The 24,852-nt window shown below is 63.4% G+C and carries 20 protein-coding genes and 1 pseudogene; 7 read left to right on the forward strand and 14 right to left on the reverse strand.

The window, feature by feature from the left end; genetic code table 11:
- Positions 1 to 128 precede the first annotated feature (128 nt).
- Positions 129 to 830, forward strand: a complete 702-nt coding sequence (locus H4W26_RS00915) for an adenylate/guanylate cyclase domain-containing protein (protein WP_192590320.1) — start codon at positions 129 to 131, stop codon at positions 828 to 830.
- A complete protein-coding gene (locus H4W26_RS13930) occupies positions 831 to 1,382 on the forward strand; it encodes a Pycsar system effector family protein (protein WP_192590321.1) in 552 nt (183 codons plus the stop codon).
- Positions 1,383 to 1,715: 333 nt separating this feature from the next.
- Here H4W26_RS13930 and H4W26_RS00925 read toward each other — a convergent pair whose 3' ends face one another.
- The 3 genes from H4W26_RS00925 to H4W26_RS00935 form a co-directional block, all read right to left on the reverse strand.
- Positions 1,716 to 2,114, reverse strand: coding sequence for a hypothetical protein (locus tag H4W26_RS00925; protein WP_192590322.1), 399 nt, complete (start codon positions 2,112 to 2,114; stop codon positions 1,716 to 1,718).
- Complete coding sequence (locus H4W26_RS00930; RefSeq protein ID WP_192590323.1) at positions 2,107 to 3,657, reverse strand: site-specific integrase; 1,551 nt, start codon at positions 3,655 to 3,657, stop codon at positions 2,107 to 2,109. Before H4W26_RS00930 ends, H4W26_RS00925 begins: the two co-directional genes overlap by 8 nt.
- A 2,350-nt stretch (positions 3,658 to 6,007) precedes the next feature.
- Positions 6,008 to 7,543 carry a tyrosine-type recombinase/integrase gene (locus tag H4W26_RS00935; RefSeq protein WP_192590324.1) on the reverse strand — a complete coding sequence of 512 codons (1,536 nt, stop codon included), beginning with the start codon at positions 7,541 to 7,543 and terminating at the stop codon, positions 6,008 to 6,010.
- A gap of 76 nt (positions 7,544 to 7,619) precedes the next feature.
- Here H4W26_RS00935 and H4W26_RS00940 point away from each other — a divergent pair.
- The 3 genes and pseudogenes from H4W26_RS00940 to H4W26_RS00950 all read left to right on the forward strand — a co-directional run.
- Positions 7,620 to 8,336: pseudogene (locus tag H4W26_RS00940) on the forward strand (DNA-processing protein DprA); the annotation flags it as partial.
- A gap of 26 nt (positions 8,337 to 8,362) precedes the next feature.
- Positions 8,363 to 9,328 carry a tyrosine recombinase XerC gene (locus H4W26_RS00945; RefSeq protein ID WP_192590325.1) on the forward strand — a complete coding sequence of 322 codons (966 nt, stop codon included), beginning with the start codon at positions 8,363 to 8,365 and terminating at the stop codon, positions 9,326 to 9,328.
- A 146-nt stretch (positions 9,329 to 9,474) separates the two neighbouring features.
- The gene (locus H4W26_RS00950) at positions 9,475 to 9,981 is read left to right on the forward strand and encodes a DUF3145 domain-containing protein (protein WP_192590326.1); all 507 of its coding nucleotides are present in this window, start codon (positions 9,475 to 9,477) and stop codon (positions 9,979 to 9,981) included.
- Positions 9,982 to 10,233: 252 nt separating this feature from the next.
- Here the strand turns inward: H4W26_RS00950 and fabF are convergent, their stop codons facing one another.
- From fabF to aceE, 6 genes are all read right to left on the reverse strand, one after another.
- Entirely contained in the window at positions 10,234 to 11,493 is a 1,260-nt protein-coding gene (gene fabF, locus H4W26_RS00955) for a beta-ketoacyl-ACP synthase II (RefSeq protein ID WP_192590327.1), read from the reverse strand.
- 105 nt (positions 11,494 to 11,598) lie between these two features.
- Positions 11,599 to 11,844, reverse strand: coding sequence for an acyl carrier protein (locus H4W26_RS00960; RefSeq protein ID WP_192590328.1), 246 nt, complete (start codon positions 11,842 to 11,844; stop codon positions 11,599 to 11,601).
- A gap of 87 nt (positions 11,845 to 11,931) precedes the next feature.
- On the reverse strand, positions 11,932 to 12,936 hold the full coding sequence (locus H4W26_RS00965; RefSeq protein WP_192591937.1) for a beta-ketoacyl-ACP synthase III: 1,005 nt from the start codon (positions 12,934 to 12,936) through the stop codon (positions 11,932 to 11,934).
- A 119-nt stretch (positions 12,937 to 13,055) separates the two neighbouring features.
- Positions 13,056 to 13,979 (reverse strand): ACP S-malonyltransferase, encoded by a 924-nt coding sequence (locus H4W26_RS00970; RefSeq protein ID WP_192590329.1) that lies wholly within the window; start codon positions 13,977 to 13,979, stop codon positions 13,056 to 13,058.
- A gap of 91 nt (positions 13,980 to 14,070) precedes the next feature.
- Entirely contained in the window at positions 14,071 to 15,246 is a 1,176-nt protein-coding gene (locus H4W26_RS00975) for a PucR family transcriptional regulator (protein ID WP_192590330.1), read from the reverse strand.
- Positions 15,247 to 15,442: 196 nt separating this feature from the next.
- A complete protein-coding gene (gene aceE / locus H4W26_RS00980; protein WP_192590331.1) occupies positions 15,443 to 18,181 on the reverse strand; it encodes a pyruvate dehydrogenase (acetyl-transferring), homodimeric type in 2,739 nt (912 codons plus the stop codon).
- A 244-nt stretch (positions 18,182 to 18,425) separates the two neighbouring features.
- Between aceE and H4W26_RS13600 the strand changes: the two genes are divergently transcribed.
- Together H4W26_RS13600 and H4W26_RS00990 are read left to right on the forward strand one after the other, a co-directional pair.
- A complete protein-coding gene (locus H4W26_RS13600) occupies positions 18,426 to 18,902 on the forward strand; it encodes a DUF3052 domain-containing protein (RefSeq protein ID WP_318779724.1) in 477 nt (158 codons plus the stop codon).
- A gap of 81 nt (positions 18,903 to 18,983) precedes the next feature.
- Complete coding sequence (locus tag H4W26_RS00990; RefSeq protein WP_192590333.1) at positions 18,984 to 19,469, forward strand: redoxin domain-containing protein; 486 nt, start codon at positions 18,984 to 18,986, stop codon at positions 19,467 to 19,469.
- On the opposite strand, the gene H4W26_RS00995 is transcribed toward H4W26_RS00990, so the two are convergent.
- From H4W26_RS00995 to H4W26_RS01015, 5 genes are all read right to left on the reverse strand, one after another.
- Entirely contained in the window at positions 19,444 to 20,547 is a 1,104-nt protein-coding gene (locus H4W26_RS00995; protein WP_192590334.1) for a hypothetical protein, read from the reverse strand. The genes H4W26_RS00990 and H4W26_RS00995 overlap by 26 nt on opposite strands.
- Before the next feature lie 161 nt (positions 20,548 to 20,708).
- Positions 20,709 to 21,950, reverse strand: coding sequence for a hypothetical protein (locus H4W26_RS01000; RefSeq protein ID WP_192590335.1), 1,242 nt, complete (start codon positions 21,948 to 21,950; stop codon positions 20,709 to 20,711).
- A gap of 45 nt (positions 21,951 to 21,995) precedes the next feature.
- The gene (locus H4W26_RS01005) at positions 21,996 to 23,036 is read right to left on the reverse strand and encodes a COX15/CtaA family protein (RefSeq protein ID WP_192590336.1); all 1,041 of its coding nucleotides are present in this window, start codon (positions 23,034 to 23,036) and stop codon (positions 21,996 to 21,998) included.
- Positions 23,033 to 23,794, reverse strand: coding sequence for an ABC transporter permease (locus tag H4W26_RS01010; protein WP_192590337.1), 762 nt, complete (start codon positions 23,792 to 23,794; stop codon positions 23,033 to 23,035). The genes H4W26_RS01005 and H4W26_RS01010 overlap by 4 nt, the downstream gene beginning before the upstream one ends.
- Complete coding sequence (locus H4W26_RS01015) at positions 23,791 to 24,765, reverse strand: ABC transporter ATP-binding protein (protein WP_318779725.1); 975 nt, start codon at positions 24,763 to 24,765, stop codon at positions 23,791 to 23,793. The genes H4W26_RS01010 and H4W26_RS01015 overlap by 4 nt, the downstream gene beginning before the upstream one ends.
- Positions 24,766 to 24,852: the final 87 nt, after the last annotated feature.

Consider the following 24,852-nt stretch of genomic DNA (forward strand, 5'->3'; position numbering starts at 1 on the left):
CCTGACTTGTCCGCCGCAGAGGCTTGCCTATGGCTACGTTGGTAGTTTGGTTTGATGTTTCGGGTGCATCCTGGATCGTCATAGGCTCTGAGTAAACTCAGGGACAAACTATTTGAGGGAGATTGCAGGTGCACCCGACCATCGAAAGCAGTGTCAGTGACATCTTGACGGCGGATTGGGCCATCACGGATGGACGAGTGGTGCCGAAAACGGAAGATGTGGTGATGAAGAACGGAGGAAAGCTTGTAGATGCGACTTACCTCTACGCCGACCTTGCCGGTTCGTCCAAGATGGCCACTTCGCTCAAGAAAGAAGCCACAGCAAAGATCATCCGCGCCTACATCAGCACAGCGGCTCGAATTCTCCGCAACTATGGCGGTGAGATCAGGAGCTTCGATGGTGACCGTGTCATGGCAATCTTCATGGGTGGGGACAAGGAGACCAAGGCGGTACGTTCTGCCCTGGCGATCAACTGGGCGGTGTTCGAGGTCCTGCGCCCTAAAATCAAAGCCAACTGGTCCGACGGTGAGAAATTCTTCGCCATCAATCACGGCATCGGCATTGATACCGGTGAAGCTCTGATCGTCCGTGGCGGCGTCCGTGACAACAGTGACTTGATTTCTATCGGTGAAGCGCCGAACAAAGCTGCCAAGCTCAGTGAGATTCGTGACTCTTACCAGGTGACGATTACACCCGCAGTCTTTGAAGCGATGACTAGCGATGTGGCCTACATGGAGGATGGTAGCTCATTGTGGAGGAAGACCCACATGAGGAACGACAGCGGCGTCCAGGAGACGTTATTCCGGTCAGCGGCTTGGTGGGGCGTCTAAGTGTTCGGATGCAAGCCACGAGCCGCTGTCGATCACCACGAACATGAGCGCGCGCTAGACACGGCATGGCGCATTCACGGCGCCATCAGCGATTGGACAGGAAAGGTTGACGCCAAGGCTTCATTCGCTTTCGCGCTTCAATCCGCCGGCGTTGCCACTGCTGTCGCCCTAGCGGGTGAGAGCAGAGTCTTCAGCGCACTTGAAGGACCGTGGCAAGAGGTCCTGTACTTCGGGGGGCTACTCGTGATGACGCTTGCGGCCGGGTTCTCGGTGTGGGTTGTCATTCCCCGCCTACGGCGGAAGCATATCCGAAGGGAATACCCGGACAACTTCATCTATTTTGGACACCTGAAGTTTTGGGATGCGGGGCAGCTGCCGTCAGCGATTAAGAAGAAGGACCTTTTGCCAGTGCTCACACATCAGATGGTCGAGATGAGCAAGATCACCTGGAAAAAACACATCGCTGTCAAAGTGTCGATGATTCTGGCACTCGTCGGCGGTGCAGCTCTAGTTGGTTGCGCGACGATGGTCCGTTTCGGACTAACGCCGTGACCCCTGAGGACTGGAAAGGCCTAGATGGCCTATGACTCACCCACGCGGTGGGGTTCGCCCCCCGTTAGCTTCTAGGGACACCGTTTCTCCGGCAGGATGAGTGGTGTTGGCCGGTCCGTTCTCCGGGCTCGATCGTTTGCCCCCAGTCGCTTCATGATCCGGGGGGGGGTCACCCAGGGACTGGTCGCGGCGGAGCATGGATCGCGGAGTGAACCGCCCCGGGATTCTTGGAGACTCTAGTGTGTCCCGGGTTTGTTGGCGTCTAGGGGGAGAGAGACGGACACACCCCGAGGTTGGCCACTACGTGTCGTTTGCGGCTTGAGGTCCAACAGTTCAGGTCCCGGCAGACTTTGAGAACGGTGCCAATTTTTCGGTTCGACCGAGGACCCGGGTGAGTCGGTCACGTTCCTCGGTCACGATTGCAAGCGCAGTCGCGTATGCATCGACCCGGTTGGAGAGTGCCTGAACCTCACTAAATAGCTGCTTGTTGCGCTCCTGCTGTGTCCTTAGCTTCTTCCTAAGTTCGGTGACGGCAGGTTCGTGGCGGTTTAGCTGCTTGGCATCGTCCTGAAACTTTCGGTTGATATCTGGGTTGTCGTGGGTCAGTCTGTGACGTTTAACCCCCGCCAACTCCACCAAGCGCACACCCGTGACTGGGCCAGGAACACGTCCTTCGAGGAGGTCGTCGGCAGCCCTTTGAAGTCGGTCGCGAATCTCTGAGGTCTCATCCACGCTGCATTCCCGCTTTCGGATCATTTTGGTGAGCCGCTACGACGTCGTCCAATTGGGCAATTATGGCGAGAGCGCGTTTGTGGCGAATCGCCGGGGCGTTTCGATCCTGACTTAGCGCTTCTGCCAACTCCACCACCCGCTCAATGTCAGCATCGGTACGCGCAATGTTGGAACAACTGCTCCTGCAATCTGCCAGCTTGGGGCCGTCATCCTCACGCGTACAAAGAGCCTTCTCCGCGTTGAATACGCAGTGCAGACCTTCGGCCGGATAAACCTGCAAGAGTGGATCGGCGCGGAGAAGCGCATCGGCTTGGCGGCGTGTCGGTATGACCCGACCGGCGTACTTGGCCATAGCGCTGTGTGTTCGATGGGCGAGTTCTTCGGCTGCAGGTCCACTCAATCGACCTCCTCTTGCTATGTACATGTCCAGTTCGCTCAAATCGTCATAGCGTTCGAGCCACCTTTCCAGTGCGAGCTCGTTGGCAAACCCCGAATCGTAACTGCCGGCGTAGCCCTGAGTAACGTACGTGGCAACGTGGCCGTACTGAATGGCCGCAGCAACCAAACCTCGGGGTCGACGAACGATATGCCACGCCAGAGTCCTCCGTAGCCTCCTTGCATTCACCCACCCGTCGATGTCTTCGGGAATGAGATCGGTTCGCGACAAAGACTCTGCATACTCATTGACCCACCCGATAAACTCTCGAATGTCGGCGCCTACTCTTGAGGCAGTTTTTGCTGTGCCTGGTCGGAGATTGTCAGCGGGTTTCACGCCCCGCAACGCCTGGGGGCGCATTTGTGCGGGAAAGAGAAACTGTTGATTGTCCAGAGCGTGCAGGACTTGGAGGGCTCTGGCGGCCAGAGGATGGACCACCCACGGTTGAGAGCGTTGTTCACCGGCAGCCGCCTTGGCCCCTTGGGTGTCGACTGCTCCCTTCCACCGGGTACCGGTGACCTGCCATAGTTGCAGCGTCTCGTCGAAGTGCAGGCAGTCACGCTCCAGGGATAGGGCTTCTCCGGCCCGCATGCCTGAAAGATAAGCGATCAACAGGAAACAGGCAGTTTGAAGGCGTTTCGCGAAGTCTGGCGCTGCATCCCAGGGGATAGGTCTATCCCGCCACAACGAACCGTCTAGAAGGCCCGTACAAGTGACCGTAAGGTATGCATTATCGTCCACTGACAGTCCACTAGTCTCTATGAGGTCGAAGTGGTTACGCTTTATCCATCCAGGATTGGCCGTCGCGAGTCTGCCCAGGTGAGTCCAGTTGATCGACGGATCCTGAACCCCGGAATGCCCCGGTAGCCCTAAGCCTGCTCGGCGGAGTTCCGCCAAGGCGCTCTCGATCCGAGCGCGAATCGGTTGCGCATCGTCAAGGGTCGAGACCTCTCTAAGCCTATGTCTGTACTCGAACTTGATCAGCATTCGATATTGATTGAATGACGCGATGATGTCATCGCTATAGTCGTCCACGAATCGAGCCGCCCAAGTGATGAGGGGCACAAGCGTCTCGTCGGATATTCGTGGGGTCTTATTCTCTTTCATCTTGGGAGGCGCGACCAAGAGGTCATTCGCTCGATCGCCGTTCCAGGGGACGGCTGCAGGCATCCTGAGGGGAGGATCTACGGCAGTCCGGTAAGTCCAGAGCCTTCGCAACTCGGTAAGCATCCTCCGAGCCGATTCATACGAGTGCTCTTCGCGTAGTGATGTCACGAAGTCATCCAGCTGAAACTGGTCGAGGTGAGCCAAGTTCGTTATACCCATGGCGTCGATCACCGTGAGTGCCTTCGCCAACGAAACCCTGATCGCCGATACGCTCCGCACTGAGAGCCGGGCTTCTGGCGATGCGCCAGGGACTGGGCGCACTCCCTCGTCGTTGAGAAGAGTCCAGAAGTATGTCCGAAGTGCCGGGCGCCACCGAGGATGGAATGTAGAGAACGAGAACACAACCTTCGAGCTGTGTGCTTCCAGTATTCCCGGAGTCAGGTCCCACGTTTCATCCAAGAACCGACTCAACTTGTTCGGATCTATCCCGGCGACAAGCTGTCGATTCACCAATACCAGAGGATTGCTGCCCTCGGACGGTTGCGAGTTATTGTCTCGATTCATCGGAGTTCCAGCTTTCCATCGAGTAACTGGTCGATGATCTTTGCTCGGTCATCGGTCGTATTGGAGCTGTCTGGCTCCGAGGATGCTGGACTCAACATCCGCAGGATGTCGGTAGTTTGTTCATACGCGAGGCCGTACCTCTGCCGCCAGGTGTCAAGGGTTTCCTCTTCGCGTCGAGCTTCCAGTCGTCGTTCCAAGGTCTGGAGCACGGGCACGTGCCGTGGTTCCGCGATGGAGTTTGGACAGCCGAGGCAGAGTAGGAAAGAAGCGGTGCAAGCTGTGCCCGGAGGGGAGTACGGACTATTCGAGTTTGAGACACAGGCAGTCGCGACAGTGTCGAGCTGCCCCGAAAGAAGATCCCTAAGGGTGTCCACGTGTATCTGCAACTCTCTTGCGACTGCTTCAGGGTCCGTTCCTGCTAAACGGACTTGCTGGGGTGTCATCAGTTGGACTGCGGAGGTTGTTCGAATTCTTTCGACCTCATCGGCTAGAGCAGCTGAGACGACCGTCTGGCTCTCTGCCAGATCGGTTGGCTCTCTAACTAAGTATGTGTCCGCCATAGTCTCAACCGTGTGGTCGACGGGGCGCTGTCGAAGGGATATGAAGCTGCGCCGAATTCGTTGGCTGTTGACCCCTTTACGAGATTCGCCGAGGTGGGTCCAGGAGATCTGGCCGCCTTGGCTGAGGGTCGCAAGTGGCCGACATCCAGTTCCGCCCTCCGTAGTCGCCCGTCGCCAGTGGGTGAAGTAGCAGAATAGCCTGTCAGTTGCCGCCAAAGAGCGTGTTCGTGCGCACATCTCAAGAACGACCTGGAACACGCCTGCTGGTTGTCCCAATGCGTCTCGACCCTGCGCCGGAGCGTCTTGCCAAACATCGGAGGAATCGAACGCAACATCCATGTCGGCAAGGTAGCGTCCTCGCCGCGGCTTATATGAGCGAGTTAGGACCAGCGGATCCTCCGACACTTGATCATCTGCTCGTTGGTAATTCACTGTTAGAGCGAGTAGCGTCCCGATGTTTTGGCCGGTGAGACTCTGTAGGAGTAGAGCGGCCGAAGCTGTTTCCAATGGAGACGGCATCAACTCCCGAGCGATACTTGCACCGTTGGGATACTTGCTCTCCCCCCGCGCGTTCCGGGGAATACACCCGGTGTCAGCAATTGCCAGAAGAACGATCTGCCGAGTCGACAACGTTGATGCGCTGGCGCGGGCGGACCGTGCACTCTGCAATTCTGATTCGACTCGCCGAATGCGTTCTATCGTGCTTCGGACAGTTGTGCGGAGTGCCCGGCGGATCGCTCTGAATTCTGAGCTGGAGTAGGCGGCGATCTTCTGGGGAGTGTGAACCTGGGCTATCGGCGCCATAAGAAGTTCCCGATATTCGGGGGGTAAATCTGGATTGGTCCGGAGGACCAACCGCAAACTATGGATGAGGTCGACGCCCTTCTTGTCGCTTCTTAGTCGTATCTCTCTGAGGTGGCTGGGACGTAGCGAGGTAAGTGCGCGAGGAGGGGCAACGTGCCCCGAAAGATACTTTGCATAGCGCCTTAGGTTCGAGTGCAAAGAAACCGCTGAAGGGAGCGTTCTCCTTGTTCCACCCGGGCCGGTGCTGAGGGCGAAACCCTCCGCCATGGCCAGGACGATGTCCGAGGCTATGGGAAACTGATCAAACGCAAATATCCTGGAGCGTCCGCTCCTCTCTTCGTAGACTTTGACCCTCATCGCGCCGGTGTCGGTAGTCAGAGTCTTGGGTCTCACGTAACCCTTGGCGGGAAGTTTCGCACGTGTCACAGCTCGTACCCCCGCTCTGCATGAGAGAGCAATCGGACCCGGGGATCATGGTCTAGAATTTCTAGCAGAACGTCCGGGTCTAGGCTGAGCCGACCATAGTCCAGGAGCAATCGGACGTTCAAAGCGTTAAAGGGTTGCAGATAGATTTGTTTCGTGGTCTCTACATTGCTGTGACCCAGCATGGTCTGCACGAAACTCCAGGCATCTCCGAACTGTTCCCTAAAGTCTTTGGCCCTAGATGCCGGCTCCGGTGCCCACTTGCGCTCCCAGACGAGTCGCGCCACGCTGTACCAACGCAAGGCGAAACTGTGCCGCAGCATGTGCGGATTGCACGAGAGGTTCTCGATGCCAGCCTTCCTTACTCTTGCGTTCGCGCGGTTGAAGGATTTATACCAAGTTGTCTTGCTTCGTGGCATACCGTCCTCATTGAGCCACAGTGCGGCTGGGGATAAGCCATCCGCGCCCCGCACGTAAAGTCGCAACCGGTCGGAGGGAGATAGATTTCCCATATTTATGTTGTTGATAATCCCGGAGTCTTCGTGCAAGATTGCAAATATTCCGCGCTTGTCTACCGAATCAATAATTAGTTTTTCTGGAGCTTTCTCGTACCTTCCCGCACTTTGTGCAATGCGTACTGCGTGTGCCCGCTCGGTTTCTCTATAGAGGGTGACGGCATTGAGAGCCTTGGTCTCGATCCAGTAAGGGCGTGATTGATTGGTTTTGGCACACGCGGCAGCCAGTCTCAAAGTCAAGTAGCGATGACCTCTTGAGGGCTCCTGGAGTTCCTGTAGAAGTACACTTGACCACTCCTGAATCCGAAGGCCGGTCGAATACAAACCATCCACGAAGGCCGCGTCCCGCGATTGAGATCTCGGCCGCCAGCGGGTTCTTTCCTGGCCCTGGCGACTGAGCCCGTGTACGCCGACGTCTCTCCATAACTGAAAGGCTGCCGGAGACAACCACTTTACGTCGGAAGTGCGGACCGAAGAGGCGCGGTACGAAGGGCCAGGTTGCATACGACCCTTAGGTCCGGTTGCGGAGAACCCAGCTCGAATCTCAAACGACAGATCGGGACCCTGTAGGTGCCTGCTAGCCCACTCATAGAAGACGGTGAGGGCCGCTAAGTCGGAGGACCAAGCGCTCCCACCGATGCGACCGGGGTTTCGCACGTCAGTCCTTCGCCAAAACTTGAAATCCAACACATCGTCTTCCGTGACGTCGTCCCAGAGCTGTCCTCGCAAAGTGATGAAGTTGAGCCAGGTTTTGAGGCTGTATGCGTATTTTCGATTTGTGCCGACGGAGCGGCTCCGCATTCTGGCACTTCTAAAAAAGGAGTTGAGTTCCATGTGTACACGGCCCGTCATGTCAACGAAGAAGGGCCGTGATTCCTGACCATACGTAGAAGCAAGCTCCCTCGACATCGACGTGGCGAACGCTCGTTCGAGTACCGGGTCTGGTGACCCACTCGCGTCTTCCCTGGTGCGGGCCAACTTCTGAACTGGCACCGCGAACTTGAGATCCCATGTGGCCATGTCAGCAGTATTAGTGCTCTCCGTGACGTGGTGGGTGCAACACGCCTAAGGGGGGTAGAGAACCTACGGTGTCGATGCTGCGGTTCACCGGGCGGCCCTGCGCACCGCTTCCACGCAGTCTGATCGCGCGGAACCCCGGTCCGGGGGTGGGGAATCTGCACCCCCTGCTCCCACGATCGCCGTCCTCGCTGGAGGACTGGACCGGCTCTATCCCGCCGGCAACGAACGACTGCTCCAAGAGGTCGCGTCGACAGGGCTGCTGCTCAGCGAGATGGCGCCGGGCTCGGCCCCGACCCGGCACCGGTTTCTCCAGCGCAACCGCCTGATCGCCGCGCTGAGCATGGTCACGGTGATCACCGAGGCGCGCTGGCGCAGCGGCGCTCAGTCCACAGCGCACCATGCGTTCACCCTCGCTCGCCCGGTGGGGGTGGTCCCGGGAAGCATCTTCTCAGCGTCATCGGCAGGCTGTCATCGTCTGCTCCGGGAGACCCCTGCGGAGCTGATCACCGACGCCACAGATATCCTTGCGCTGGCTGCGGGTGCGCCGACCGTGGACGGCGTTCCCAGCGTCCACCAGCCCACCCTGCCGGTATCCGTCTCCGCACGACCCCAGGATGGACTCACCGAGGCCCAGCGGCTCCTCTACGACGCCCTGCCAGCACGAGGGTTGAGCAGCCCGGGCAAGCTCTCTGGGATCGCAGGGCTCCCGCTGCCGAAGGTTCTGGCGGAAGTCAGCCGACTTCAACGTTCGGGACACGCTCGCACCGTCAACGGACAATGGGGCCAGGCCTGAACAGGCCCGGCGCTTAGACTGCGGGTATGGCCACCTCCTCGGCGAAGACTGCGAACACCGAGCGCACCGAACCCGCTCAGTCACCGCTGATCACGGAGTTCCTCAAACACCTGCAGCACGAACGGGGCCTGTCCCCGCAGACCATTCGGGCCTACCGCAGCGATCTCCGCCAGCTGGACGCGCAGTGCGGTCCTCTGGAGCGCCTAGGGCTGAGCGATATACGACGCTGGTTGGGCGACATGCACCAGGCCGGACTCTCCCGCAGCACGCTCAACCGCAAGACCGCCTCGGTGCGAGCATTCACCTCCTGGGCCCACCGGAGGGGACATCTGAGCGAGGATCCCTCCGTCCGACTGCGGACCGCCCGACGCAGCACCCATTTGCCCGATGTGCTCCAGCACCAGCACATGGACCAGCTCACGGCCGGTCTGGCCGACCAGGCAGCGGAGAGCGCGTCCGCCCAGCCGCTGGACCCGGTGGAGCACGCGATGCATCTGCGGGACGCCGCGATGGTGGAGCTGCTCTACGCCACCGGTATGCGCGTCGCTGAGCTGTCTGGCCTGGAACTGGCCTCCTTCGAGACGGGGCGGCGCATGGTGCGGCTGCTGGGCAAGGGGAACAAGGAGCGCATCGTGCCCTACGGGGTGCCGGCAGAGACCGCCATGCGGCAGTGGTGGGAGACGGGACGCCCGGTCCTGGCGACTGCGAGCTCTGCGACCGCCTGCTTCCTCGGCCGGCGCGGTGCACGCATCGACGTTCGAACCGTGCGACGCGTCGTCGATCAGCAGCTGGGGCGGTTGGGCACCACTGCGGCCAGGGGACCGCACGCCCTGCGACACACCGCGGCCACGCATCTGCTGGAGGGAGGAGCGGACCTGCGCACCGTCCAGGAGCTGCTGGGCCACGCGTCCCTGAGCACCACGCAGCTCTACACCCATGTCACGATCGACTCGCTCCGCGATGCCTATGGACAGGCCCATCCCCGCGCCTGAGCGGATCCCGGGGCACCATCTGTTAACCTCGATATTGTTGTACTGAGCACATTGCTGTTAACCTGTGAAGGAAACAGTCACCATCAGCCATCAGGCTGCTGTCGGTCGTAGGGGAAGACGTACCAACAGCACTGTGGAGGATGGATATGTCTGGAAATACGGCCCGAGGTGTCCTGCACATCCATTCGGCGCCTGCCGCGCTCTGCCCGCATGTCGAATGGGCAGTGTCCTCGGCAGTCGATTCTCGAGTGGAGTTCACGTGGCAGCCTCAGCCCGCCGCGCCCGGCGACTTTCGCTCGGAACTCTCCTGGGAGGGTCCTGCGGGTCTGGGCGCCACCCTCGCCTCGGCACTGCGCGCCGTGAACCACCTTCGCTTCGAGGTCACCGAGGACCCCTCGCCGGGCTGCGACGGTGGGCGCTGGTCGCACACCCCTGAGCTTGGCATCTTCCATGCCACCACGGATGTGCATGGCAACATCGTGGTCTCAGAAGACCGGATCCGCTATGCCTACGAAATGGGCGCAGGAGATCCCTCGGTGGTCTACCAGGAGCTCTCCCTGGCCCTCGGCGAAGCCTGGGACGAGGAGCTTGAGACCTTCCGACATGCAGCAGAGGGCGCACCCGTGCGCTGGCTGCACCAGGTGGTCGGCTGACCCAGTGAACCGGTGACCCGCGGCGACCTCCACCGCCAGTCGGCATCACCCGAGCTCGATGACTCTCGAGTCATCCCTATACCTGCCGCTAAAGCCCCTTCGAGGGGCCATCGCTTCCCAGCCGCGGCAGCTTCCTCGTGAAGCAGAGAAGACCCCCGCGGGGGATCCATCCGGATCCTCCACGGGGGTCTTTTCGCGTCTGCGCGGGATCGTCGGTGTCAGCCTCGCAGCTGCGCCAGACCCGGCGTGTGATCAGTAGGTGCGGAAAGCAGCCACGGCGTTGTGTCCGCCGAAGCCGAAGGAATTGCACAGCGCGACCTGCTGCTTGTCACCGAGCTCGCGGGGTGTGCCGGTGACGACGTCCAGCGGCATCTCGGGGTCCTGGTGGTCGAGGTTGATGGTCACCGGAGCACGCCGTTCGCGCAGTGCCTTTACGGTGAGTACCGATTCCACGGCGCCGGCGGCACCCAACAGGTGCCCGGTCTGGGACTTCGTGGCGGAGACGCAGATGTTCTCGAGATGGTCACCGAAGACTGACTTCAGCGCGTAGTACTCCGGCTTGTCTCCGACTGGCGTCGACGTGGCGTGGGCGTTGACATGCGTCACGTCGCTCAGCTCAGCCCCGGCAGACTCCAGTGCCCGGCGCAGCGCCCGCGAGGCCCCAAGGGCCTCCGGGTCCGGGGCAGTGATGTGGTGCGCGTCTGAGGTGACCGCGGCTCCGGCGAGCTCGGCATAGATCTTTGCTCCTCGGGCCTGGGCGTGCTCCTCGGTCTCGACCACAAGCGCTCCGGCGCCCTCTCCCATGACGAAGCCGTCGCGGTCTCGGTCATAGGGACGCGACGCCGCGGCAGGATCATCGTTGCGCTTGGAGAGGGCCTGAAGCGAGGCGAAGGCCGCCATCGGCAACGGATGGATGGCCGCCTCGGTGCCGCCGGCGAGCACGACGTCGACGTCGCCCTTGCGCAGCATCTCCAGGGCCACGTCGAGGGCTTCGACACCTGAGGCGCAGGCAGAGACTGCTGTCCGGGCGCCTCCCTGCGCTCCGAGGTCCAGGCTGATCGCCCCGGCGGCGCCATTGGGCATCAGCATCGGCACCGTCATCGGCATGACGCGACGCGGTCCGCGCTCGCGCAGGGTGTCCCAGCTGTCCAGCAGGGTCCAGACGCCACCGATGCCGGTGGCGAAGGAGACCGCGACGCGCTCGGGATCCAGGTCATATCCTTCGTCCTTGGGACGGAGGAGACCGGCGTCGGCCCAGGCCTGTCGCGCGGCGACCATGCCCAGCTGGGTGGAGCGGTCCATGCGTCGAGTCTCTGGCTTCGACAGCACCTCGGCCGGCTCGACGCTGACCTCACCGGCGAAGGTCACCGGAAGCTCGTACTTCTCGACCCACTCGTGCTCAAGAGTCTTGGCGCCGGGGGTCCCGGCGAGGGCGTTCGCCCAGAGGGTGTCCACGTCGCCGCCGATGGGAGTGGTGGCGCCGAGACCGGTGATGACGAGACGACGTGTCATGGATCTACCTCAATGAAAGTGTGAGAACAGGAAATTCAAGAGCGGGGGGCTGGACGGGAGGGCCGAAGCGTGCGCTCTGGTCCTCCCGTCCCAGTCAGGAGCTGATCAGCCCTGCGCGTTGGCGATGAAGTCGACGGCGTCGCCCACGGTGGTGAGGTTCTTGACCTCTTCATCGGGGATCTTCACATCGAACTTCTCTTCGGCGTTGACCACGATGGTCATCATGGAGATCGAATCGATGTCCAGGTCCTCGGTGAAGGACTTGTCCGACTGGACCTCCTCGACCTCCAGGCCGGTCTCTTCGTTCACGATCTCTGCGAGGCCTGCGAGGATCTCGTTCTTGTCAGCCATATCAGCGGCTCCTTTTCGTTGGTGATTGTTGAGTACGTCAGATGTCTCTGAGATCGCAGATGGATCTCAGGCCTATGGTCCGAGTGGTTACGGCAGTCTGATGACCTGGGTGCCGTAGACCAGTCCGGCTCCGAAACCGATCTGCAGAGCAAGACCGCCGGAGAGTTCTGGGTTTTCCTTGAGCAGGCGATGCATGGCCAGCGGAATCGAGGCCGCGGAGGTGTTTCCGGCGTCCACGATGTCGCGTCCCACCATCACATGCTCGGGAAGCTTCAGCTGCTTGACCATCTCGTCGATGATCCGGATATTCGCCTGATGCGGCACGAAGGCCACGAGGTCATCCGCTGTGATGCCGGCGGCGTCCAGGGCCTGTTGGGCGACCTTGGCCATCTCCCAGACGGCCCAGCGGAAGACCGTGGGTCCGTCCTGACGCAGCGTGGGCCAGTAGCGGTTCTCTGCATTGAGCAGCTCGGTGGCGTCCTGGGTCTCGCGGGCTCGCGCCAGCGCGTCGCGGAAGTTCAGCAGCGTGCTGTCCATGGCCACGGCCTCCCACTTCTCCCCGTTGGAACCGAGGATGGAGGGGGAGATGCCAGGGGTCTCGGAGGGGCCGATGATGGCGGCGCCGGCGCCGTCGCCCAGCAGGAAGGAGATCGTGCGCTCGTGGTTGTCGATGAAGTCGGAGAGCTTCTCCACCCCGACTACCAGGACGTAGCGGGAGAGACCGGAGCGCACCATGGCATCGGCCTGGCCGATCCCGTAGCAGTACCCCGCACAGGCGGCGGAGATGTCGAACGCCGCGGCGGGGGTGGCGCCGAGGCGGTGCGCGAGATCTGCCGCGGCGGAGGGTGTGGCGAAGGGATGGGTGACCGTGGCCACGATGACCCCGCCCAGCTCCTCGCCGGAGATGCCGGCATGCTCCAGCGCCTCACGGGCGGCACCCTCGGCCATGTCCACCACGGAGACGTGCTCCGGGGCGCGGTGACGTGTCTTGATGCCGGTCCGCTGCTGGATCCACTCGTCGGAGGAATCGATCCACTGGCAGATCTGCTCGTTGTCGATCACGAGCTCGGGGCGGTAAGCCCCCAGACCCATGACGCGGGTGCCGGCAATGGCTGCGGGCTGGTTCAGTGTGACTGTCACGTCAGGGGTGTCCTTTGATGATCAATGGGGTGTCTGTGGAGGCCTGACCACGCGGTGACGTGTTCATCGGCTCAACCGGCGTGCTCGGTGATGAATTCCTTCGCGGCGGGCAGGTCAGCCGGGGTCTTGACTGCCAGCGACTGCACACCCTTGAGGCCGCGCTTGGCGAGACCCGTCAGGGTGCCCCCGGGCAGCAGCTCCAGCACCCCGGTGACGCCTGCGGCGGCCGTGGTCTCCATGCACAGGTCCCAGCGCACGGGACGGGTGACCTGTTCGACCAGGCGTTCGAGCGTCTCGGTTCCGCTGTCCAGGTACGCCCCGTCGCGGTTGGAGAGCAGCGGCGCCCGGGGGTCGCTGACCTCGAAGCCGGACACCTCCTCGCGCAGTGACTGCTGAGCGGGGGCCATGAACTCGGTGTGGAAGGCTCCGGCGACCTTCAGCGGAATGACCCGGGCGCGGGACGGGGGATTCGACTCGAGTGCGGCGATCTTCTCGGCCTCCCCGGCAGCGACGATCTGGCCGGGCCCGTTGGCGTTCGCAGCGGTGAGGCCTGCGTCGGAGATGGCCTGACGGACCTCCTCCTCGACTCCGCCGATGACAGCGGCCATCGAGGTCGGCGCGGCGGCGGCGGCAGTCGCCATGCCCTGGGCGCGCACTTTGATCAGCTGCATCGCCTGCGCCTCGGTGAGCACTCCGGCGAGCACTGCGGCCGGGACCTCGCCCACTGAATGCCCGGCGTAGAGCACCCGGTCCCTGTCCAGTGCTGGAAGGTCCAGGGTGCGCGCGCTCAGCAGTGAGGCCGCGACGATCAGCGGCTGCGCCACGGCGGTGTCGCGGATCGTGTCCTCTGCAGACTCGGTGCCGTGGGTGAGCAGGTCGGTTTCGCTGGCTTCGGAGTAGGTCTTCAGCGCCGCACGGGAGGCGTCGTCACTGAGCCATTCCGAGAGGAAGCCTTGGGTCTGGGAGCCCTGTCCGGGGCATACGATCGCAAGCACTAGTCCAACTTCCCATATCCGAACGTGTTCTGCGGGGGCACAGGCGCACCAAGCCCCACGTTGAGCTTTGTGGATACCCTACAACGGCGGCCTACAGACGCCCGACGGCCAGCGCGGTCTGCAGCACGTAGGCGTCCCTGGGCACCACAGGATCCCATCCGGTGATGTCGGTGACTCTGCGAAGCCGGTACCGCACCGTGTTCGTGTGGACGAAGAGTTCGCGCGCCGTGGCCTCCAGGGAGTGTCCGGCATCCAGATAAGCGGTCACCGTCTCGAGCAGACCATTTCCCGAGGATGCCAAGAGGTCGAAGATGGTGGTCCTGAGCACCGTCTTCGCGGTCTCGTCCCCGCAGAGCACCCGCTCGGGCAGCAGATCCTCGGCCGCCACGGGTCGCGGAGCGGAGGTCCACGCTCGTGAGGCGCTGAACCCGGTGAACGCCGCCTGCGCGCTCTTGTGCGCCTGGCTGATCGACCCCGCGAAGCTCGAGTACACGACCTGGCCGGACCCGAAGCGGGGAAGGATCCGTTCGAGACCCTCCGCAAGGTCATTGGTCCGTCCCAGCAGCAGCAGCAGCCGGTCTCCCTGGACGCCCACCACTGCATCGGCAGCAAAGCGGATGCACTGGCGCCTGAGCTCGGACATGAAGACCGCATCCGCCTGTTCCGGTGCCTCCCCGACGACGACGACGACCCCCTCGTGGCTGCGCCACCCGACGGCGGCGGCGCGGGAGGCGATCTGCTCCGCCGGCTCTCCGCGCAGCACCGCGTCGACGAGCAGGGCCTCCAGGCGGGAGTCCCAGGCGCCCCGGGACTCCGCCGCGCGGGCGTAGACGTCGGCGATCGTGAACGCCACCTCGCGGGAGTACCGCAGCACCGCCTCGAGCATGAGCTGCTGGTCCTGTGCGGGCATGAGACCGGGGAGACGCTGTTCCACGGCCTCGACGATGCTGCGGATCAGCTGCAGCGCGCGCTGCAGCGAGATGGTGCGCATCAGGTCTGTGGGGGCGCTGCCGAGCAGCTCGTTGACCAGTGGCATCGAGCGCGAGGAGGGGTTCTCCAGCCAGCTGATGAGTCCGCCGATGCCACGCTGGGCGATGAGTCGCAGCGAGGCGCGCTCGTCGGTGCTGAGGTGGCGGTACCAGGTCAGGGTCTCCTCGAGATGACCGTTGACCTCATTGGTCAGATTTCCCGCGTCGGAGCGCAGGATCTCCAGGGCCTCCCAGGAGACCGGAACGGGGCCCGGCGCCGTCGCAGCTGATGCAGTCATGTCCTGGAGCCTAGAGCGTGTGGAGTTCCCCCGCCAGTTGTGTGATCCCTACAAAGTCCAGCGTCGCCGTTCGACCGAGATCTCCACGAGCAGAGGACAGATCGGGCCGTGCACAGCAGAAGGGGCCCGGAGCAGCGCTCCGGACCCCTTTCTGGTTCACCTGCGCGTCACGCGCGGAAGGTGAAGGCGGCAGCGATCAGCCGTCTTCGACCTCACCGGAGGATCCGGCGTTGACGTTGCCGAGATCGTACTTCTTCATCGCGTCGACGGGAGCGGAGGCGTCCACTGCGCCGTCGTCGGCGAGCATCTGCAGCGCGCGCACCACCATGGAGTGGGCATCGATCTTGAAGTACCGGCGTGCCGCGGGGCGGGTGTCCGAGATGCCGAAGCTGTCGGCTCCCAGGGTCGCAAAGCGGTTCGGCAGGAACTGACGGATCTGGTCCGGGACCTGGGTGGCGAAGTCCGTGGTCGCGATGATCGGGCCTTCGGCGCCTTCCATCTGCTGGGTCACGAAGGGAACCTCCGGCTCACGCTCCGGATCCAGCATTGCTGACTGCTCCACGTGCAGGGCCTGACGGCGCAGCTGGTTCCAGGAGGTAACCGACCAGACATCCGCGGAGACGCCCCATTCCTCGGCGAGGATCTCTGCCGCCTCCTGAGCCCACGGCACCGCCACGCCGGAGCCGAGCAGCTGCACCTTGGGGCCGTCCTTCTCCGAGGTGGAGAGCCGGTAGATGCCGCGCTTGACGCCCTCGATGTCCAGGTCCTCTGGTTCTGGGAGGTGCTGGACCGGCTCGTTATAGACGGTGATGTAGTACATGACGTTGTGATCGCCGTCGTGATCGCCGTACATCTCGAAGAGCCCGTTCTCCATGATGTGCGCGATCTCGTAGCCGAAGGCGGGATCGAAGTGCTTCACCGCTGGGTTGGTCGCCGCCAGCAGCGGTGAGTGCCCGTCCAGATGCTGCAGGCCCTCGCCGACCAGTGTGGTGCGGCCTGCGGTGGCGCCGATGATGAAGCCGCGCGCCAGCTGATCCGCTGCCGCCCAGAAGGAGTCACCGGTGCGCTGGAACCCGAACATCGAGTAGAAGATGTAGAACGGGATCATCGTCTCGCCATGGGTGGCGTAGGAGGTGCCGGCTGCGGTGAACGCGGCGGTGGCACCTGCCTCGTTGATCCCCGGGTGGATCATCTGACCCTGTGGGGACTCCTTATACGCGAGCATGAGCTCTCGGTCCACGGAGATGTAGTTCTGGCCCTTGGGGTTGTAGATCTTCGCGGTGGGGAAGAAGGAGTCCATCCCGAAGGTGCGCGCCTCGTCGGGCACGATCGGCACGATGCGCTTGCCGATGTTCTTGTCCCGCATGAGGTCCTTGAGCAGTCGGACCAGCGCCATCGTCGTGGCGGCCTTCTGCTTGCCGGAGCCCTTCTTCGCCTGTGCGTAGGTCTTCTCCTCGGGGAGGGTGAGACCCTCGCCGGCCACCTGACGCTTGGGCAGGTAGCCGCCGAGTCCCTTGCGCCGCTCGAGCAGGTACTTGACCTCCTCGGAGTCCTCTCCGGGGTGGTAGTAGGGCACGTTGTAGGGATCTTCTTCGATCTGCTCGTCCGTGACCGGGATGCGCAGCGTGTCGCGGAAGCGCTTGAGGTCATCCACGGTGAGCTTCTTCATCTGGTGGGTCGCGTTGCGGCCCTCGAAGCTCGGTCCCAGTCCGTAGCCCTTGACGGTCTGCGCCAGGATCACGGTGGGCTTGCCGGTCGCCTCGGAGGCGGCCTTGTACGCGGAGTAGACCTTCTTGTAATCGTGTCCGCCGCGCTTGAGGTTCCAGATGTCGTCATCGGACATCTCCGCGACGAGCTCCTTGGTCTTCGCCGAGCGGCCGAAGAAGTGCTCGCGCACGAAGGACCCGGACTCAGCCTTATAGGTCTGGTAGTCGCCGTCGAGGGTCTCGTTCATGACCCGGACGAGCTCGCCGTCGTCGTCCTTGTCCAGCAGCTCGTCCCATTCGCGGCCCCAGAGGACCTTGATGACGTTCCATCCGGCACCGCGGAAGAAGGCTTCGAGCTCCTGGACGATCTTGCCGTTGCCGCGCACCGGGCCGTCGAGGCGCTGCAGGTTGCAGTTGATGACGAAGTTGAGGTTGTCGAGCTTCTCATTCGCCGCGAGCTGGAGCAGTCCGCGTGACTCGGGCTCGTCCATCTCGCCGTCGCCGAGGAATGCCCAGACCTGCTGTTCGGAGGTGTCCTTGATGCCACGGTTGTGCAGGTAGCGGTTGAACTGCGCCTGATAGATGGCGTTCATCGGACCGATGCCCATGGACACGGTCGGGAACTGCCAGAACTCCGGCATCAGCCGCGGGTGGGGATAGGAGCTCAGGCCGTTGGGAGCCTTGGAGACCTCCTGGCGGAAGCCGTCGAGCTGCTCCTCGGTCAGGCGCCCCTCGAGGTAGGCGCGGGAGTAGTTGCCGGGGGAGGAGTGGCCCTGGAAGAAGATCTGGTCGCCGCCGCCGGGATGGTCGGCGCCGCGGAAGAAGTGGTTCAGGCCCACTTCGTAGAGGGTCGCGACACCGGCGTAGGAGGAGATGTGTCCGCCCACGGAGATGTCGCTGCGCTGTGCGCGGTGAACCAGCATCGCGGCGTTCCAGCGCAGGATGCGACGAATGCGGCGCTCCATCTCCTCTTCGCCCGGAAAATCAGGCTCCTGGTCGACGGGAATGGTGTTCACGTAGTCCGTGGTGGTGACCATGGGAACTTCGATCGACTTCGCACCGGCGCGCTGGAGCAGCGTGCGGATGATGTACTCCGCCCGTTCGGTGCCGTGGAACTCCACGAGCTGGTCGAAGGATTCCAGCCATTCCTGGGTCTCTTCCGGGTCGCCGTCCGGGAGTTGGTTGGTCAGGCCACTGCGGATATGGGAGTTCTCTTCACCAGCGCTCACGGGTCACCTCTCAAAGGTATGTGTCTGGGTCTTGCGTTCCATGGACAGGGATGTGCCACGGGCGGGACCCACGAGGTCGTCTGCCACCGATGGTGCGGCGGCCGATTTTCAGCTCAACTCTACCCGTTCGTGTGGTGTCGTACTTCCCGAACGGATAGGGATCCGCGTAACGTTGCTGGTGACAGCCCCATCCCCGCGGTGGTGTTGCTCTTCAGACGTAGATGAAAGAGGAAGGGACCCTCAGGTGAGTCAGGCTTCTGCAGCCGAGGATCCGTCGAGCATTTCGACGGGCCACAAGAACGACGCCGGAACCAATGTTGTCTCGGTCGGCGACCTGCTCCAGGAGCTTGGGCTCAAGCCCGATTCGCTGGTTCAAGAGATCGGCGTGGACGAGGACGTTGACGATGACTTCCGAGATCGGCTGGAAGATCTGCTGGACGAGGAGCTGCTCGACGAAGACGTCCAGGAGGTCGTGGACGCCGTGCTGGTCTGGTTCAGGGACGGCGATGACGATCTCACCGACGCGCTCGTGGACGCACTGGCGACGCTGGATGAAGGCGGCGTGATCTGGCTGCTGACACCGCGCTCGGGTCGTGACGGATACGTCCCCCCGGTGGAGATCCAGGACGCCGCCCCCAACGCTGGGCTGCACGTGACCTCTTCGGCGGGCGTGAGCACTCACTGGGCCGCGACCCGACTGATGGGGCGCAAGAAGCAGTGATCGTGCAGACACCGTGATCCTGGATTCGCCGTGAGGTTGGAATGGCCGTGAGGGTGGAACTGCAGTGAGGGCGGACCAGTCATGACAGCGTCGTCGCCTCCGGACCTGGGGGAGCGGGCGCCTTCGTTCGCGACACGGACCCACCATGGGGAATCCATCACGCTCGAGAAGCTGGGCGGGGCGCCCGCCCTGCTGATGTTCTATCCTTTCGCGTTCAGCGCCGTCTGCGGCTCGGAGCTCCGCTCGCTGGCCTCACGAGGTGCCCAGATCCGCGACATCGGCGCAACGGTCCTGGCGATCAGCTGCGATCCGCTGCACAGTCTGCGCGCCTATGCGGAGTCTCTGCGCATCGGGGGAGACGAGCTGCCCTTCAGTCTGGTCTCTGACTTCTGGCCGCACGGACATATTGCTGGCAGCTACGGGGTCTTTGACTCCGAGCGCGGCACGGCGAATCGCACCAGTGTCCTGCTGGACACTCAGCTGCGTGTCGCCCATCTCCAGTCCGTGCCGAATGCACAGGCCAGGGACTTAGACGAGACCTTCAGTGTGCTGGCGCGGCTGAGCTGAGGAGCTCTTCGAGGAGACTCAGCTCTTCGAGAGACATCTCCTGGAACTGAATGGCCGCCAGTTCTGACCATGTCGGAGGACCGGCTTCCAGTCGCTCCCGGCGTATCCTTTGCAGCTCGATCGCCAGTGTCCCGGTGCGGATGAGCGCGGGTACGTTGATGTGGCCAAGCGCCAGAGGAGCTTGCGCCACCGTCATCGCCGCAGCTTTGGTCAGTGAGGCGGCACCGATGAGTCCCTGCCCCGCAAGGAGCATCTCCGTGAGCTTCGCGCGCATTGCAGGCCTGAGGGTGGGAGTTCCAGTTTCAGCTAAGCTCTGCAGGTGAATGTGAGTTCGAATGATGAGTTCTACCGCAAGGGAACCAAGCGAAGGTGTCAGGAGACCGGACCGGATGTTCAGACCTTCGCCCGGTGCCATGCCGGAATAAGCTTCGTGGGCGAATTTCCTGAGCTCCCGATGAGGCATCTCGTAGAGCAGCGTCCATCCAGGCAACGGCAGGCTCATTGGTGTCACCACGTCGGCCGCCCAGTGTTTCAGCAAGAGGGCGGCCGCCTCGAGGGGATCATCCGCGCGGGCGAAGGGATTGCCACGAGGAGTTGTGGTGATGTGCTCCACGATCTTGACCTTGTTCTCCCACCGGATTCCCGTGAACGTCCCGTCTCGGATCTGCATCAGCGCTGAAGGAAATCGCGCGATGTCGTGGCCGGCCGAGCGAACGCGATGGGCTGGTCCTCCGAAATAGCGGCCGGTGTAATCGATAGGCAGTCGTGCCGCATCAGCCTCCCACTGGCGAAGCCACGGTGTGCTCTTGAGCCAGTAGAGACCCTCCCGCAGTGCTTGGTCCGCATGGCTGTCCAATGCCACAGAAACCAAACCCACGGAGCCCGCCAGACCTGCCACGATCACGTCCTCCGGTGACCAAGGAAGCCTGTCCTCGCGTGCCCAGAGGTTCGCCCTACCGGTGTGGGCGACGTTCGCGTGGTCGACCAACTCGGCGCGTCCCCAGCTCTCGGCAGTGCGCCGCAGCGCGTTGAAGCTGCTCAGTTCTCGGTAGGACAGTCCAGCAGGTTGCTGCTCCACCCTCGCGATCTTCGCCTCATCGGCGGGGTCCCCCGCCAGGGCAGCGGCGATGAGTCCTTCTACGTCACCCGTGTCCCGCGCGAGGGCGTCGAGATTGGAAGCTATGTGCCGATGCCCATCGTCGTGGACTCCCGGCGTGCCCTCGTTGTCGTTCATCTGATTCATGCCACGAGATCAAGCTTCTCGGCGCGCGACCGGACGAAGCCTGAGACGAGCTCCGTCGCCTGCTGCTGTTGCCGCAATGCGTCAATCTCGTCATCTATGGCCTGGACGTGCTCGTCACGATGCGTGCGGTGGAGTCGGCTGTTGAGTTGTTCTGTGAGGCGTTTGATGGTCGCCTCGTCGGCGACTCGCGCTTCACGCTCTTCATGGAGGGCTGCGAGCGCCTCGTCCCGTTGGACGCGAAGCTCGTCGATGCGCCGGACGAGTTCGGCCACCTGCTGCCCAATCGTCACGACTCGTTCACGCAGCGCCATCACCACGGCCTTGGCCGCTGCGTCGTCACCTTCAACATCCAACAGCACAAGTCTCGTCGCGACCTCAAGCCGAATTACGTCCGCAGCAACCTGTCCAACGGTCAATCCGCTCATGCGGGCACTTGCGACAAGAAAGCCGGACCCGGCGACGCCGCCCGCCCCGGCGATCACCGCAGCGCCGCCCGCCATGCCGAACCCTCCTGCTGCTATGGACCCCCCGCCGAGAGCGGCGAGCCCAGCCGAGGTTGCCGCCGCTCCGGAGTACCCCAGCACGGCGGAGCCGAACAGCGCGCCCACCACTGGTGCCGCCAGTCCTGCGGTGAGCGCTCCAAGGCCGAGACCGGCGGCGCTGACCAGAGCGATCTTTCCCCAGGGTCGGGTCTTTGACGCCAGTGCGCTGACGGCCGTCTTATAAGCATGTGAAACCGACTCCAGGTCCTCTGTGCGCAGAGCCGGCATCGCCTGATCGAACTCTTCCAACGAACTGCGCCGGACATCCTTGTCCCATCTGAGCTGGGGCCAAGGTTCGAATCCGCAAAGTTCGATGAGCAGAAGCATCGATCGACTCCGCCGGGCTACGACATCTCTCAGAGCTGGACCAGCTTCCTCAAGCAGCTGCAGCGCTGCCGCTCTGTCGTGCGCGATGTTCTCTCGTATGGCTTCCGCCCGCTCCGCTGCGAGCCCAATCTCGTATACCTGGGGATCCCGGGCCTGGAGGGCCTCCAAGGCACGGACGCGGAACTCATCTCTCGCTGACCGCTTGGCGACGAGTGCCTTGCCCTTGCTCGCGGCGACATCCCGCTGCATCATCCGGTACTGCCAGGCGGTGAGCAGAAGGTCCTCGTCTGCGGTCATACGGAGTCTTTCGGCCACATCATGTGGTGTGCTGTCCGAGGTCTGCTCGGCGTCCGGGATGCTCTCGTCCATACGTCCAGCCTACCGAGTGCCCAGTCCGGGCCGGCTGCTGGAGGTTCAGGATGACGATGCGGTTTGACCTTGTGGGGACTTCGCCAGCGGAGCTGACCCGCCAAGACCACGCGTCACGTAGCGGGCCCGATAGCTCTCGAACACCGCCGTGGCAGAGACCACGAGCAGGGCTGACCCGAGCATGTGCAGTCCGACCAGGATCACGGGCAGCCCGGTGAAGTGCTGGGTGTAGCCGATGACGCCCTGGGCGAGGATCACCGCGAGAAGCCACCAGGCGCAGCGTCGCTGAGCGGGTGAGGTCGCGGTGCGGGACTGACGCACCAGCAGAGCGATCGCGGCGAAGCACAGCACATAGACCGGGACCACGTGCATGCGGGTGACCAGATCGGGATCGAACAGGTGTCGGGGCGAGCCTGGGTCTCCGGCGTGGGGCCCGGTCCCGGTGACCACCGTGCCCAGGAAGACCGATACCCAGGTCGCCCCCAGGATGACCGGTGTCATCGCAGCGGCGACGGCATCGGAGCCCACTTGTCTGAGCGGCACGCCGGAGGCGCCTGCTGGCGCCGCCAGATCGTCGTGTTCCCGGGCGGACTTGAGCTCAAGCCTGATGCGGTTCAGCAGCATCGTGGAGATCATCACCAGAGCCGCCGAGAGCAGGAAGTGAAGTCCGACGATCCAGGGGTTCAGGTTCGTCCAGACGGTGATCCCGCCGATCACCGCCTGCAGCGGTATCCCGGCCAGGATCAGCACGCTCATCCTGAACAGCGGGCGATGGCTGCCACGCAGCCTCAGCAGCGCGAAGAACATCAGTGCGCAGATCAGCACCAGGACATAGGTCAGCAGCCGGTTGCCGAACTCGATCGCCCCGTGCAGGCCCATCTCCTGAGTGGAGACCCAGGAATCCGGAGTGCAGCGCGGCCACTCCGGACAGCCCAGGCCGGAGGCCGTGAGCCGGACGGCCCCGCCGGTCAGGATGATGCCGATATTGCTGACCAGCGTCGCCCAGGCCAGCACCTTGGTGACCCGGGTGATCCTGGTGGGCAGGTTCGACCTCAGGGTCTCGAGCAGATTCATCGGAAACTTCATCGCCAGTTGAACCACCTTCGTGCGGCCAGCATGGCCACGGCGGCCCATCCGGCGAGTATCAGGGCTTCGAGCAGAGGGAAGGTCCCCTGCAGCGAAGCGGTGCGGAGGCCCTCGCCCAGTGCGGCGGAGGGCAGAAGGAGAAGCAGGGCGCCGGCGTCGTCATGGTTCAGCGGAAAGACCGACCCTCCTGCGGCGCCCAGCAGGACCCAGATGACATTCGTCAGCGCGAGCGTGGCCTCGGCCCGCACAGTCCCGGCCAGCAACAGTCCCAGCGCGGTGAAGGCGGTGGCCCCCAGGACGACGACGACGCCCAGCCACACCAGTCCCAGCGGCTCCGGGTCCCACCCCAGCAGCAGTCCGGCGGACCCGATGACCAGCACCTGCACAGCGACCACAGCCAGCACGGCGATGGCCTTGCCCAGAATCAGTCCGGTGGGACCAAGCGGTGTGGTGGCGAGATAGGCCAGCACCCCGTACTGCCGCTCGAAACCGGTGGCGATGCCCTGGCCGGTGAACGCCGAAGCCATGACCGCCAGGGCGAGTACCCCCGGGGTGATCATGTCGATGCTCGGGGTGGCCGAGGAGGTGATCAGCTCCAGCCGGTGTGCTCCGAAGAGCACCAGCAGCGGCAGGATCAGCGAGACGAGGAGCTGCTCCCCGTTGCGCAGCACATTGCGGGTCTCGTAGAGCCCGTGGGAGAGGATGCGCCGCCCCGCGGGTCGCGGGGCCGGTGACAGGGGCGCGTAGGTCGGAGTCATGAGACGGAGACCTCCCAGAAGACATCTTCGAGGGTTCGAGCTTCCATCCTGACCTCGACGGGCATCATATCGATCAGCTCCCACCAGGCGGCCAGCGCCCGCAGCTGTTCGGGGCCGGAGAGCCCTGGTGTCATCCAGGCAGCCCCCGGTCCGTTGCTCGCCCCGCCGTCGAGCTCGATGGCCAGGGGAGAGCTGGCGATCTCCGCGCGGGTCAGTGTCCTGGATGCGGTGAAGACCATGCGGCGTGTGGGGTCAGCTGTGGCATCGGTGCCCTGAGCTGCGGTGCTGGTCAGTTCGGCCACTGTGCCATGGCGCACGACGGTCCCGTCCTTGAGGATGAAGACCGAGTCCGCGAGCTTCTGCGCCTCCTCGAGCAGGTGGGTGGTCAGGATGATCCCCATCCCCATATCGCGGAGCTCGCTGATGAGCTCGAAGACCGTCTGTCGCGACTGCGGGTCCAGGCCGGCGGTGGGTTCATCGAGGAAGACCACCTCGGGTCGGCCCAGGAGGCTTGCCGCCAGGGCCACCCGCTGCTTCTGCCCACCCGAGAGTCGGCGGATCGAGGTCGAGAGGAAGCTCTGCATGTCCAGCCGCTCGGCCAGGTCCTCCAAGGGCCAGGGGTTCTGGTGGAGCGAGGCGACGTGCTTGAGCAGGGCCCGGGGCTGCACCGACTGGGGGAGCCCTCCGTCCTGCAGCATGACCCCCACCCGAGCGCGCAGGTCTGCCTCCGCGCGGAATGGATCCTGGCCGAGCAGCTGCACAGATCCCTGGGTCGGGTGCAGCAATCCCTGGGCGCAGCTGAGCGTGGTGGTCTTGCCCGCGCCGTTGGGGCCGAGCAGCACGGTCACCTCGCCGGCCCGGGCCGTCAGGTCCACGCCCCTGAGGATCTCCGTGAGTCCGCGAGAACTGCGGGCTGAGCCGACGGCATAGCGCACGTGGCGCAGGGTCAGGCACGGTGAAGGCTGGGGCACGTCACCAGTCTACATTTCTACGGACCGTAGAAGATCTGCTGGGTGTGACGCTCTCACGGGGACTGCTGTGCCGAAGGTCTCCGGCTA

Source organism: Nesterenkonia halotolerans (assembly GCF_014874065.1).
Taxonomy (GTDB): Bacteria; Actinomycetota; Actinomycetes; order Actinomycetales; family Micrococcaceae; genus Nesterenkonia; species Nesterenkonia halotolerans.